General features: G+C 68.1%; 19 protein-coding genes. 2 read left to right on the top strand and 17 right to left on the bottom strand.

All coding sequences use genetic code 11. The features are described from left to right. Window positions 1–49: 49 nt before the first annotated feature. Complete coding sequence (locus tag ACFXN1_RS14905) at window positions 50–205, bottom strand: hypothetical protein (protein WP_379463597.1); 156 nt, start codon at window positions 203–205, stop codon at window positions 50–52. A gap of 38 nt (window positions 206–243) precedes the next feature. Here ACFXN1_RS14905 and ACFXN1_RS14900 point away from each other — a divergent pair, with 38 nt between their 5' ends. Both ACFXN1_RS14900 and ACFXN1_RS14895 read left to right on the top strand, forming a co-directional pair. Continuing rightward, window positions 244–558: a hypothetical protein gene (locus ACFXN1_RS14900; protein ID WP_379442417.1), complete on the top strand. Its 315-nt coding sequence runs from the start codon at window positions 244–246 to the stop codon at window positions 556–558. Further along, complete coding sequence (locus tag ACFXN1_RS14895) at window positions 548–850, top strand: hypothetical protein (RefSeq protein ID WP_379442415.1); 303 nt, start codon at window positions 548–550, stop codon at window positions 848–850. The genes ACFXN1_RS14900 and ACFXN1_RS14895 overlap by 11 nt, the downstream gene beginning before the upstream one ends. A 385-nt stretch (window positions 851–1235) precedes the next feature. On the opposite strand, the gene ACFXN1_RS14890 is transcribed toward ACFXN1_RS14895, so the two are convergent. The 16 genes from ACFXN1_RS14890 to ACFXN1_RS14815 form a co-directional block, all read right to left on the bottom strand. After that, the gene (locus ACFXN1_RS14890; RefSeq protein WP_379442414.1) at window positions 1236–1568 is read right to left on the bottom strand and encodes a hypothetical protein; all 333 of its coding nucleotides are present in this window, start codon (window positions 1566–1568) and stop codon (window positions 1236–1238) included. A 561-nt stretch (window positions 1569–2129) separates the two neighbouring features. Next, window positions 2130–2579: a hypothetical protein gene (locus ACFXN1_RS14885; protein WP_379442413.1), complete on the bottom strand. Its 450-nt coding sequence runs from the start codon at window positions 2577–2579 to the stop codon at window positions 2130–2132. Window positions 2580–2775: 196 nt separating this feature from the next. Next, a complete protein-coding gene (locus ACFXN1_RS14880) occupies window positions 2776–3549 on the bottom strand; it encodes a DUF2637 domain-containing protein (RefSeq protein WP_379442411.1) in 774 nt (257 codons plus the stop codon). Further along, window positions 3546–3974 carry a hypothetical protein gene (locus ACFXN1_RS14875; RefSeq protein ID WP_379442410.1) on the bottom strand — a complete coding sequence of 143 codons (429 nt, stop codon included), beginning with the start codon at window positions 3972–3974 and terminating at the stop codon, window positions 3546–3548. The genes ACFXN1_RS14880 and ACFXN1_RS14875 overlap by 4 nt, the downstream gene beginning before the upstream one ends. Continuing rightward, window positions 3971–4474 carry a hypothetical protein gene (locus ACFXN1_RS14870; RefSeq protein ID WP_379442409.1) on the bottom strand — a complete coding sequence of 168 codons (504 nt, stop codon included), beginning with the start codon at window positions 4472–4474 and terminating at the stop codon, window positions 3971–3973. The genes ACFXN1_RS14875 and ACFXN1_RS14870 overlap by 4 nt, the downstream gene beginning before the upstream one ends. A gap of 151 nt (window positions 4475–4625) precedes the next feature. Next, window positions 4626–6344 carry a hypothetical protein gene (locus tag ACFXN1_RS14865; protein ID WP_379442407.1) on the bottom strand — a complete coding sequence of 573 codons (1719 nt, stop codon included), beginning with the start codon at window positions 6342–6344 and terminating at the stop codon, window positions 4626–4628. A 20-nt stretch (window positions 6345–6364) separates the two neighbouring features. Then, window positions 6365–6625, bottom strand: a complete 261-nt coding sequence (locus ACFXN1_RS14860) for a hypothetical protein (protein WP_379442406.1) — start codon at window positions 6623–6625, stop codon at window positions 6365–6367. A gap of 38 nt (window positions 6626–6663) precedes the next feature. Continuing rightward, window positions 6664–7173 (bottom strand): hypothetical protein, encoded by a 510-nt coding sequence (locus tag ACFXN1_RS14855; protein ID WP_379442405.1) that lies wholly within the window; start codon window positions 7171–7173, stop codon window positions 6664–6666. 29 nt (window positions 7174–7202) lie between these two features. Further along, window positions 7203–9320: a hypothetical protein gene (locus tag ACFXN1_RS14850; protein WP_379442403.1), complete on the bottom strand. Its 2118-nt coding sequence runs from the start codon at window positions 9318–9320 to the stop codon at window positions 7203–7205. Further along, window positions 9317–10093, bottom strand: a complete 777-nt coding sequence (locus ACFXN1_RS14845) for a hypothetical protein (RefSeq protein ID WP_379442402.1) — start codon at window positions 10091–10093, stop codon at window positions 9317–9319. The genes ACFXN1_RS14850 and ACFXN1_RS14845 overlap by 4 nt, the downstream gene beginning before the upstream one ends. Then, window positions 10090–10506, bottom strand: coding sequence for an RRQRL motif-containing zinc-binding protein (locus ACFXN1_RS14840; RefSeq protein WP_379442401.1), 417 nt, complete (start codon window positions 10504–10506; stop codon window positions 10090–10092). The genes ACFXN1_RS14845 and ACFXN1_RS14840 overlap by 4 nt, the downstream gene beginning before the upstream one ends. Next, a complete protein-coding gene (locus tag ACFXN1_RS14835; RefSeq protein WP_379442399.1) occupies window positions 10503–10769 on the bottom strand; it encodes a hypothetical protein in 267 nt (88 codons plus the stop codon). Before ACFXN1_RS14835 ends, ACFXN1_RS14840 begins: the two co-directional genes overlap by 4 nt. Further along, complete coding sequence (locus ACFXN1_RS14830) at window positions 10766–10936, bottom strand: hypothetical protein (protein WP_379463596.1); 171 nt, start codon at window positions 10934–10936, stop codon at window positions 10766–10768. The genes ACFXN1_RS14835 and ACFXN1_RS14830 overlap by 4 nt, the downstream gene beginning before the upstream one ends. After that, window positions 10933–11385 (bottom strand): hypothetical protein, encoded by a 453-nt coding sequence (locus ACFXN1_RS14825; RefSeq protein WP_379442398.1) that lies wholly within the window; start codon window positions 11383–11385, stop codon window positions 10933–10935. The genes ACFXN1_RS14830 and ACFXN1_RS14825 overlap by 4 nt, the downstream gene beginning before the upstream one ends. Next, window positions 11382–11639: a hypothetical protein gene (locus ACFXN1_RS14820; RefSeq protein WP_379442396.1), complete on the bottom strand. Its 258-nt coding sequence runs from the start codon at window positions 11637–11639 to the stop codon at window positions 11382–11384. Before ACFXN1_RS14820 ends, ACFXN1_RS14825 begins: the two co-directional genes overlap by 4 nt. Further along, entirely contained in the window at window positions 11639–11869 is a 231-nt protein-coding gene (locus tag ACFXN1_RS14815; RefSeq protein ID WP_379442395.1) for a helix-turn-helix domain-containing protein, read from the bottom strand. The genes ACFXN1_RS14820 and ACFXN1_RS14815 overlap by 1 nt, the downstream gene beginning before the upstream one ends. Between the last annotated feature and the right edge of the window lie 63 nt (window positions 11870–11932).

The raw sequence follows: 11932 nt of genomic DNA, 5'->3' as shown, positions 1-11932 counted from the left end.
GGGCGGGTGGTGCCCCCACCAACCCCCCCCCCCCCCCCGCGCCCGCACGCTAGATGATGTCGTCCGGCGGAGGCAGCAACGGGTACGGCCGGGTGCGATTCTGCTCCTCGATCCGAGCCCGGCACTCGCGGCACATCATCGACATGTAGCCCTCGCCGACCGGGCGCTCGCCGCAGACCTGGCACATTTTCTGATCGTCCGACACGCGCAGATCATAAGCGACCGCTCGGCTATCATTCGCACATGGGTTCGAATGACCGGCGTACTGTCTGGTATCTGCACCCGGACGGCCACGCCATCGATAACGACCACCTGGTCCAGACTCCGCGCGGGTGGGTTCTCCCGACGCCGATCTTCTGCTCGGGCCCGCAACGCCATGTACTCGCGGCGAGCCGGTCGACCCTCGGATGGACCGCGTGCCGCCTCGCGGGCTGCTCCCGCGGCCACCTCGTCCACACCTGCGGCCGCTGCGGCGCGCGCGTCTATCAGCCGGAACTCGGCCCGGGCTGTAACCCGTTGGCGTTCGACGGCCGGGACGGCGTCAGCGATGACATCTGACCACCTCCTCGCCGCGGTCCTCGACGTCCTCGCCGAGGTCGATCCGGCCGAGATGTTCGACGGGCGCGACGCGCTGCGCGCGGTCTGGCCGGCAGTCGACCCGGCGCCGGGCCTGGACGACGTCGACGAGGTGCTCGCGCTGCTCGCCTTGCCGATGCTCGGCGGCGTCGTCGCAGTGTGCGACGGCGTCTATCGGACCGGGGCGACGGCCGACATCGTGGTCGCCAGGTTGCGGCGGCTCGCCGAGGCCGTGCGCGTGGTCGACGACGAGGATCTGGCCGACCGGTATTGAACGCGCCGGAAGGCATTGCGGCGCTATCGATGCCGACCGGGTGGTGCCGGCCATCGCTGTCCGCACGGAAGTCCGCTCGGCATGGTTGTGATGATCATGATCCGGATCTGATGGAATCGCCACCGGTGCACGGGGTCGGTCGGGTCGAGTCCCGCACGCCGAAGGCGCTGGCTCCGTTCGTCGCCCCGCGGCCGTGGGGCACGAGTAGTCGACTTCCTTGCTTCAGTTCCAGCATCCCATTAGCAAACTTTTTCCGCTTGAAAAGCAGGCGATCCGCGAGGGCCGGAAACACAGGCCCGACTCGCAGCTGGTCCCGCCAGCGACCCCGCCGAAGATCACTCCATCGACAATGGCGGATAGAAAACCCGCTGCGCGCACCGGTGATTCATATGCTGACCGAGCGGGCGTAGCTGACTCGGGACATGATCTCCGCGAAGGTCTCGCGCTGGAGCACGGGTATCAGGGTTTGGTGGTAACGGCCCCCGCTGGCGACGCTCACCTCGACGAAGCCCGAGAACTCAGTTTCCCGGATCAGCAGGCAGAACACGCCGACAAAGCACACCGGAAACAGCAGGATCGCCAGCACGATTGCATACGCGGGCATCTTGGTCTCTACCCGAGAGTTGTCGACCGCATTCCACATCGCGCCTTTCAACATCATCGGCCCGGAGGGCGTGACGATCACCCCGGGGAACACGGTGATGTCGCCGATGCTCACCAAGGGGACGGGCGCCATGGGCATCCGCGCCGGAATGACAGGCGCGATGCGGGGTTGGACGGCAGGCAGCCACTGACGGGGGTCAGTCATCGGATCTCGAATTCGTGAGTGCGGGTGTGGGAGCGATCACGATCTTGGGCTTGGTCGGCTGGATGATGCCTCGCCCCGGTATAGGCGGTAATACATTTCCGCGCCGATGGCACGCTAAGTCACACGCACGGCACAAACCGACGAAAGAGCAAGAGTGGCAGTGCTATCGCCGACCAGCCAGCAGTATGAGCGCCAACTCTAGCCCTGAGCGGTCCTGCAATCGGGTATCCCGCAAGGGTTTTACCAACCGAGCCCCGGACTGCGTGCGTCGGTCCGGGGCCCGCTCGGGGGTAATCGCTCTCGCTGTATGCACCAGGCTGGTTGACGGGTGCACGGTATACCCGCCGGTGGCGCGCCGAACTCCACCGACGATGACGTATAGAAAAACCGCTGCTCACACCGATTTTGGGGTCGGGTCGTCAGTAGCGGTTTCGCGTACCGGATCTGCGGGTTTACTGGTGGGTGGGATCGCTATGCGGCGGGTGCGATGTAGGCGCCGAGGTCGTAGATGCGGCCGTAGCCGCCGCCCGCGACCGGGCCGACGTAGAGCAGGCCCTCTATCCGGCCGCCGATCGCTATGCCGCCGGCGCGGGCGCGGCGCACACCCGCGCTGATCGCGCGTTGCACGTCCCGGTCGAGGGTGATCGCGCGCAGGCCGTCGTCCTGCTCGTCGTCGCGGGCGTCGGTCTCGACGATCAGCTGCGAATCGATCACCGGGTCACCGCTGGTGGCGACGGTCGGCTTGCGGTTGACCCAGAACAGGGGCTGGCCCTGGCTGGTGTGGCGGTGGCGGCGCACGACCGAGACGATCTCGCCGGTCACCCCGTCGCCGGGCTGCACGTCCTTGCCGAACGGGTTACGGGCGCCGGCGCCCATCAGCTCGGCGTTGATCTGGTCCAGGTCGGTCAGTGTGTTGGTCATGGTGTCCTCCAAGGGTTTCGAGGTGGAAGGGAATTGAGGGGGCAGGCTCGCTGCCTGCCCTGTAGGGCTGTGCTCGTATGGCGGTAGAGGCTCGCGGGTCAAGGGTGGCCGTCTCGGCCATTGCCGCCCGGCGACGCTGTGCGCCCTGGACGCGGGAGGGACCGCCGCACACCCTCCCGCACCACCGGGCGATCGGTCAGCGAACCAGGCTCAGCACCTCCCCACCGTCATCGGACGTGTCGGCGGCGGCGATGATCTGCCCGACCCGGGAGTGCGACAGCCCGACCGCGGCGCCGATCGCGCGCATCGATTCACCCGCCTGATGCCGGCGCAGGATCTCCGCATCACGGTCGGCCACCGGATCGGTGTCCACCGTCTCGGCGGTCACTGTCTGCCCGCCGTCCAGCGCTGTCCGGTCGCTTTCCAGCCCTGTCCAGTCGCTGTCCAGCCGTGTGGAGTCGGCGTAAACCGGCGTCAACTCCGGCTCGGGCTCCGGTTGCGGGTTGCGCGGGACCTCGATCAGCGCGGTCAAGCCGTGCGTGGCCGCCAACCCGAACAGCGGTGCCGCGCCCGCGACGAATGCCGCGATGGTCGCGGGCAGCACTCGATGCCCGGATTCCGCAGCGTGCAAGCCATTTCCGACCACGCTGATCAGCTCGGCGGAGAACAACTCACCCCAGAAGAACCAGCGCGTAGCTTTCGGGATCACGACAGCCTGGCGGGCGCGGCGCTGCAACGAAACCAGCGCGACCGCGGACTGGACAATCGCGCCGTCGACGAAGATCGGCCCGGCCCACGCTAGACGCGAGGTGATCCCGGCCATCACAGCCAGCTCCGTCAGGGCCGCGAACGACCACGCGAACGCACCCGCGCCGATGACGATCGTCATCGCCAAAGCGGTCAGCTCCGCAAGGTCGAACCGCCCGCTGGACACCCGGTGGACAGGCTGGACAGTGGTTGACGAGTTCATCGGTCGTACCCCTCCCGGTCGGACGACGCGGTCCACGGGCTCCACGCCGGAGGGCGGATCAGGCGTTCCTGCTCGGCGTGCAGGGCATGCCCGGCCAGCTGATCCAGGGCGTTGTCCAGATCGCTGGCCAACTCCCGGTTACGGTCTTCCAGCTGCGCGGCCCGATGCTCGGCGGCATCGCGGCCCGCGACCGCGGCGGCCAGCTGCTCCTCCAACTCGGCGGTCCGCTGATGCGCCGCGATCAAGCGCGCCTCAAGGTCGGTGGCGCCCAGAGCTTCCGGCAACGGCCGGACCGTGCCCGTGGACGTCGGCATCGCGGCGCAGGCCGTCCGGACCGGTGACCGCGGGCCCGCCGGCCGCGCGACCAGATCGTGCGCGCCGAAGGACTGGGCGGGCATAGTCGCCTCGACGGCCGGAGTGCTCACCGCTCGAACCCGTCACGCTCGGAGTTCGCCAGGTGCGCAGCCAGTGCGTTACCGGGCCGGTAGTCGGCCAGCGGCGACGACACACCAGCGGCCGATTCGGCGCGGTCCTGGACCCGGGTCACGTAGTGCGAGGTCAACAACCCGGACTCGTCGCGCTCGATGCCGTGCTCGGCAATGTAGCGGGCCTGCTCCTGGCTGCGCACCTGGACCGACGACAGCGTCTTGCGGTCGCCGTCCTGGACTTCCGCGAACAGGTCCGGATTCTCGGCCCACTGCAGGGTCGCGTCTTCGAGGTAGATCCACTCGTTCATCCAGCGCTGATCGCCACTGAGCCACGGACCCGCGTACTCCATGTAGTCGATATCGTCGGCGGGGTCGTAGTCCCAGCTGTTGTTGTAGGTCCCCCATGCGTGCATGAAGTCCGCGCGCATCTGCTGCTCGGTCTCGGACTCGGTCTCGTCCGGCTCGGCGGTGTGCTCGGGGTGGGTAATGTCATTCATCGGTTCGGTGTCCTCTCGATTGGTTGTTGTGGTGATGTCGGGCCATCGGTAGTGGCAGCCAGATCGCGTGCCTGCGACTGACTGCGCCACGTCGCCGGGTCCATGTCGGGCGGTGCCTCGCCCGGCATGGTCGGCTCCGGGACGTCGGTGCTCACCGCTCGATCCCTTCTCGGTCGTGTCCGTTGCGGGCGACGGCATCGGCCAGGGCGCTACCGTGCTGGTAGTCGGCCAGCGCAGAGCCTGCCGACTGTCGCGCCGCCGCTTTGGCCTGCTCGGCCTGGCGTTCGGGGCTGCCGTACCGCTCGGACGCCGGCGTGCGCTCGGCGAGCTTCTGCACCGCCTCGTCACGCTCGCCACGCAGCCGGTCACGCTCAGCGGTGAGGTCCTCGGTGATCCGTGTGAGCTGCTTGGTCTGTTCGAGGAGGGTGTCTCGCTGATCGGCCAACTCGTTGATCTGCGCAGCCACACCCTCGGCCCAGTCCGGCACCTCCCGCGTCTTCGCGGACACCGGACGCGCGGCCTGCTGCTGGCTCGCCTGCTGGTGCGGCTTTTCCCGGGTGCCCCGCTCCCCCAGGCCGCTCCAGCGGTCGAACTCGGCGGGATCGATCACGGCCTGCCACAGATCCCGGTCGGGCCGTTGCCCGAGCTTGGCTTCGGTCTCGGTGACGGTCAGGATCTCCCGAGCCCGTGCACGCGCCTGCGGGTCGAGAGCGTCGCTGTGATCGAGACCGAAACGGGCGTGCTCGATCTCTTCCGACCAGCCCAAGCCCTCACTGATGTCGTGAAACGCGCGCCGCTGGACCTCTGCGAACTTCGCTTCGAACCCGGCGACGGTGTTCGGCGCATGGGATCCGAACCATCCAGCTTCGTCGGCGGTCCACACCCGGCCGGATTCGCCGATGGAGTGGATCCGCCGGCCAGACTCCTGCCCGGCCTCGCGGGCCTGCACCGGCGCCTGATCGCGGTGAACCTGCCCGGCCAGCGTCCGCTCCCGCAACATGGCCTCGCGGGCGGCCAGCTGATCGGCCACGACCTCGGGACGACCCCGCTCGCTGTATTGCGTTGCAGCGTTGTGCCTGTCAACGGTCCGGACCTGCACGGTGGTGCCCTCGGTCCACAGCGAGTGATCGATGCTGCGGCCGATCCACTCGGTGGCGACATGCTCGGTCGGGAACCACTGCCGCTCGGCCATGGTCACGCCGCCCTGCTCATCGGTCCAGGTCAGCTCTCCGGCGTAGCGGTGCTGATCCGGCTGAGCGTTCTCGATACGAGCAAGCTCGGACTGTTCCCAGTTCGCGCGGCGCGCGGCGTCCACGCTCGCTTCCCAGGCGACCCTCTCGGTCTCGGCGCGCTCGCGCATGCTGACCGTCTCGCGGGCCACCCGCGCCCGGTAGTGCAGCGCTTCCACGCCCTTGACCTTGTGGGCACGGCTGAACAGGTCACCGGTCGCGTACTCCGGGAACACCGTCACCGCGTCCAGACCGTCGAGGGCGATGCCCTGCTCGGTGCGGGTCAAATGGCCGTTGCTCACGAACTGCCCGGCCAACTCGTCACGATGCCGGGCCAGAGCCACGACGTCACGAGCGCGCCGAGCGTGATCCACGCTCGGATCGGCGGCACGGGCCGTGACGGCTTGCACGTGGGCGCGGTAGCGGTCCACGGCCTGGTTGGTCCAGGTCAGGTTGTCGGTGCGGGCCTGGGCCTGCTCGCGCTGTTCCTGCCGGATCAGGCGGCTGATTTCCTTGCGTGCCTTGCGGCGTTCGAGCCAGCCTGCGGCCTGGGTGTGCCGCCTCATCGCGGCCATCATCGCGACGCTGAATTTGCGTGCCTCGGCGGCGATTTCGTCGACGGGATTCCCGTTGTCGGACATGGGTTTCTACTCCTTCGGGGTCAGATGGCCGTGGTGGCGCGGGCGGTGCGGCGGTCGGCGATGTCGGCGGCGGAGTCGGCCAGGAACGCGGACAGCCCGCCCGCCCAGAGCCGATCAACCACCCACACCACCGCTTCGGCCGGAAGGGCGGCCAGCTCGTCGGCGGTCACGTCGGGCCACTCGTTGAAGTCCTCTTTGCAGATCAGCAGCCACTTGCGGGCCACGACCACGACGTCAGGGTCGGCGGCCACAGTGGCCACCTCGATGCTGTTGGCGGACACAGGTTTTCCTTTCAATCGGTGTTACTGAGGGACCGGATCTACTGGGATCCGGGGTCTGTGGAGGTGCGGCGGGCCTCGTAGGCACCGCGCCGCTCGGACAGGCGAGTCACCCGCTCGCGCAGCCCGGCGTAGTTCTCGACGGCGACGCCCGCGAGCATCCGCACCGAGTCGACGGGACCGGGGCGCCCGGCGCAGTGCCACCACGCGAACGCGGCCAACGCCAGCACATACAGCGACAGCGGACCCGGCAGCGGCAGCACCGCGACCGCGATGGTCGCGGCGGCCGTGGTCGCGACGGCCGGGCCCCAGATCCGCAGGGTCTCTCGGGTTTTGGTGAGCCGGGAGACGTGTGGGGCGACGGTGCGGCCGACGGTTCCGCCGTCCGGGACGACCGGCACCATCTGCGCGGCCAGCTGGGCGGCCGTGGTGTCGGCCATGTCGGCGGTGAGCGCTTCGAGGACCTGCTGCTCGTGCGCCTGCTCGGCGGCGCTCCGCCCGCCCAGCTCCTCACCGTGGTCCTCGGGCTCGATCGGGTTCAGGGAAGACATGGTCATAACTCCTTCTCGTGTAATGGGTTTCAGGCCGGGCGGCGCTTGTTCAGATCGATGACCGGGGCCAGCTGATCGGCGCCGGCCGTCGCCGATTCGGCGAAATCGGCGATACCCGGCAGCGGGCGCACGTTCTTGAGCTCGTTGTCATCGAGCGGGCTCACCCGACCCCAGCGAGCGCGACCGCCCGAGACCTGCACGACATCGCCTTTGGCCATGGCGCGCATCCGATTCGGCGGCAGCAGGTACTGGTCCGAGGGCTGGACGTTGCCCTCGTCACCGGGCTGGTTGCCGCCGATCAACTTGCGGGACAGCTCGAACTTCGGGCGGGTGCCATAGACCTTGGACAGGGTTTCCGGGTCGGTGGAACGGCCCAGCAGGCTCCCGCCCGACGCCGCAGCGACCAGCGCCGCCCGGTTGTCGTCGTCGTGGCCCAGGCCCTGCCACGACTGCGCGATCCACCACGACCCGATCCCGGCCTTCCGCAGCCGCTCGACCCACTTCACCGCGCGGGTCTTGCCATCGGAGACCGCCGAGAACTCGTCCACCACCATCAGCGAGGTACGGCCGTGCTGCTTGTCGGCCAGCTGCTCCAACATCGTTCCCAGAGCACCGAACTGGGCACGCGCCCGGTCGGGAGTCTTCACCCCCTCCAGCACGATGTAGATCAGATCGAAGTCAGTCAGCTCCTTCTCACCGTCGAACGCAGACCCGAGTGACCGGTACAGGTTCGCGAATTCGGCTCGCGCCGAGTTCATGACCGGCTGCTTGCCGTCGATCGTGGACGCGATCTCCATGTCCACACCCATCACACCCGACCAAGGAATCACCCCGGCCTGGCCGCCCCACAGCCTCGACAACTTCGCAACATCGAAGCGGGACAAGAACTCCAGCCAGCTACGCGGCGGGTTGTGCCCGACCGGCGTCGGCACACCGTTGATCAGATCGACCCGGGCCGGGGCGTCCACGATCAGGTGGATCAGGGTCTCGCGGATCTCGTGGAAGTACTTCTCGGTGTCGGTCGTCGGTGTCGAACCACCAGAGACCATCGCCGACAACACCGACCGCAGATCGTCCACGATCACCCGCTGCACCTTGACCGCCAACGCATCGAAGTCCGCACGCGGCCACATCCGCAGCGCCACATCGAAGGGGAAGGTCCCGATCCGGTCGGGACGAACACCCAACGCGGCAAACCATTTCCGCATCCGGGCCGCGACCTTGCGCGACTCCGGACCGCCGTTGCAGTCCACCACGATCACCAGCGGCCGACCCGGCCGATCGTGACGCCACCACTGCCGATGCCGCGTCCACGTGGTCACGAACCAGCTGAACAACACCCGCAGCATCAGCGTCGTCTTACCCGAACCACTGGAAGCCACCGTGGTCATGTGCTCGGCCACATTGATCCACGGCAGAATCAGCCGCGTCTCGTTGCGGCCCACCAGGGCCCGCATCACGCTCGACGGCGGAGCCTGATCAGTTTCCAGCGACAACCGCCCGATCACCAGCTCCGGATTCCAACCGCCAGTCGTGTACGGCAGCCGCCGGCGCGAGAGCCGGGCCGCGGCACGCTGCTCACGCTGCGCCTGCACATACAACGCCCGCTCGGTCCGCGCCGGGCTCTTCAACCCGACCGTGGCCAGCTGCACACGGCGGTTGGTGTAGAACAGGGTCGCGACGATCCACGCCGCCGGGATCAGCAGCGGTGCCATCCCGAACATCCCGCCCACGAACTGGCCCGCTAGCCATTCATTGGCGGCCTGCCCAAAGTCCCGGGCCGGGGCGAAGACATCCCACGCCCACAGTGCGGCAGCGCCGGGCATCGCCAGAATGCTCGCGAACATCCAGTTGCGCAGCCGGGCCGGTTTCCAGCCCAGCAGTGTTGCCGGGGCCACGATCGCGACCATCCCGATCAGGACGGTCACCAGGCACGCCGCGCTCAGCAGGGCGTGCTGGCCGACGCTGTCCCAGTGCCAGGCCGAGAAGTCCGGCAGCCAGCCCAGCGGATCGTGCTTGAGCCCGATCGGCGGCATCTCCGGATGCACGTGGATACCGGGCTGCTCCGTCGTCGTCGGCGCCGGCGTGGTGGGAGCCGGGGCGGCCGACGCGCAATCGTCGGGGGTGATCATCGGGGTGCAGGTCATGATCCGACCGCCTTTCCGTCGTCCCGGTTCGTGACCTGGGAGGTTTCGTGATCAGCAGCGCCGCCCGCGATCACCCGGAGCCCGGGCCGCGAAGCGGTAGAAGAGGATTCGGCCTGTCTCGCGGCCAGCAACTCGTCCAGATCGACCAAGCGCATCTGCGGGCCACCCGGCAGATCCAGGCCCGCCGCCGCGGTCCGGATCACGTTCTTCACCGCGTCCCCGCGGCAGTAGTAGGCCAACCCCGCGCAATCAGCACGCTGGGCGACCAGCACGGCCTGCGCCACCGAGGACCGGGCTGCCGCAATACTTTTCGCAGTCAGCTCGACCTCGACCGCCCACCAATCACCCGCACCGGTCAGATAACGGCCATCGTGAATATGCGGGCGGGCCTGCCCGGCTGCCACCATCCCGACCTCCGCGCGCAGTGCACGCTCGGAGATCCAGCGGTCCAGATCCATCCCGGTCAAGGCCAGGCGCAGCTGCAACACGGCCTTGGTGTGCGCGGCCATCTTCGGCGTCGGCACCCAATAGCGCACCGACCTGTCCAGCAGTGCCTCGCACGCCGACTTCGTCGGGTACACCCACGCCGATCCGGGTACCGGTCGCACGCGGTTGGCGCTGATCATGTGGGCGTTCTGCCACTTCGCCACGATCCGGTAGGCCCGCGACCGGCTCACACCCAGCATGGCCACCACCAGATCCAGTGGCGCCCCGTACATCTCAGCGAGGATCGTCAGCACCACCATGTCGCGCGGCGAGAATCGAATGCTCATCGGCCCATCCCCTCGCGTTCGACACCCCGAGCCATCGCGTCGGCCAGGGCGTTGCCCGTGGCCGCGTACCCTGCAAGAGCACTGGTGGATGAGCCCCACCCCGGGCCTTGCTCGGTCTCGGTGGTCTCCTCGAACTCGCTGCGGTCGATACCGTGCCGCTCGGCGGCCCGAAGCTGGTGCTCACGAGTCGCTTTCGCCAGCGCCGCCAACTGGGCCTCGGTCGCGGGCCGCTTCGGCGCGCTCTTGCCCACGTCGAACAGGTGCGCCACGTACTCGCGCCCCCGCCGCTGATAGGGCAATTTGCCCGCGATGTCCTGCCCATTCGGCCGCAAACCCTCCGCAGCAAGCTGGCGACGAGTCCGCAGATGCGCTGGGGCCGTGCGCCATTGGTAGGTCGGAATGCCTTCACTCATCGCTGCGCCCCCGCCTGATCGGGCGCCGGGGTGAGCTGCGCTCGGGGGATGCAGTCGGTGCGGACACCAACCTCATCGGCGCGGCAGACGTTCGGCGAGGGCCGATAGTGCTGCTGCTGGATCCACGCACCGGTGCATCCGGCCATCGCTACCAGTAGCGCGCCGGCCAGCAGCATCAACCGAAAGCCCAACGGCAGCAGCGCCATCCCAAACCCGATGCCGCGCACCACGGCCACATCCGTACGAACAACCGGCTCGATCATCGCCACATCCCCCTCGAGCGGGGACGGCTGGAGGCCCGGATGAACCACCGCACACCGAACACGATCAGAAACGCACTGGCCAAAACGCTGAACACGAACCCCGGCGCGGCATAGACCGCGACCAAAACAGCGACCAGCACGAATGGAAGCGACGTCAGACGGTTCATCGCCCGGCCCCCTCCGCGTCGTCGCGGTCGATGTACAGGTGGCCGAGTTCGGCGGTGGCCTTGTCCAGGGCCTGGGCAAGAAGGCTCATGTCGCCCGACGCCGCGAACAGCCACTCCGCGGCCACGGCCGCCGTGGTGATCGCGCGTTCCTGGTCGTAACGAGCGGCGTCATGCGCCAGGTCGGCATCCTCTTTCAGGTAGACGGCCCAGTCACGAAGCTGGACGAACATCTGCGTCGCACTGCGGGCCGAGGCCAGGAGATTGCCAACCATCACGTACGCATCAGCAGGCTGATCGAAAACATCGAGCCGGGTCGCACGGGCCAGGTATCGCCACAGTTCGGCGATAGCGCTGGCCGCGGCGATAACCCGCTCGGCGGTGTACGGGCCGTCGGTCGGCCACAACACCTGCACCATGTCGGCGCTGTCGATCTTGCGAGGGTCGCTCATCGCGCCACCGCCTCAAGCCCATCGGCCAGGAACTCCGCGTAATCGTGCTGGGCCAGCACCGCCGGCAGTGCCTCCAACAGCGCCTGAGCATCGGCGATCGACAGCACCACGTATGCCTTGCCCAGCTTGAACGACACATTGGCGGCGATGTTGGTGGCGTACTGGTTGTTCTCCCCATACGTGGACACGCGGGCGGGCCCGTACTCGATCTCACGCACTTCACCGAAGGTGAGGGGAACGTCTACGAACGACATCAGGCCACTCCCTTGACGTTCTCGCCAAGCGGCCGTGCGATCGCGTGCAGTTCCCGGCGGCTGACGAAAAGGAGCCGGGGACCCTGGCGGTAGCCCTCCAGGAGCTCTCTATCGATCCAGCGGCGAATGGTTTTCGGATGCACTCCGCCTGCCAGCCGGGCAGCCTCGCGGAGCGTGATGAGGTCATTTGGGAGTTCGCTTGTGGTGTAGGGACTTCCGTTCCTTCGCATGTGTCCTCCTGCGTGTCGATTTGCTGTAACTGATTGGGACACAGCAAGATTCGCGCAGATACG

The organism is Nocardia sp. NPDC059154 (assembly GCF_042755705.1).
Lineage (GTDB): Bacteria > Actinomycetota > Actinomycetes > Mycobacteriales > Mycobacteriaceae > Nocardia.
The sequence above is the reverse complement of the archived record's forward strand: the minus strand, read 5'-3'. Positions and strand labels throughout refer to the sequence as shown.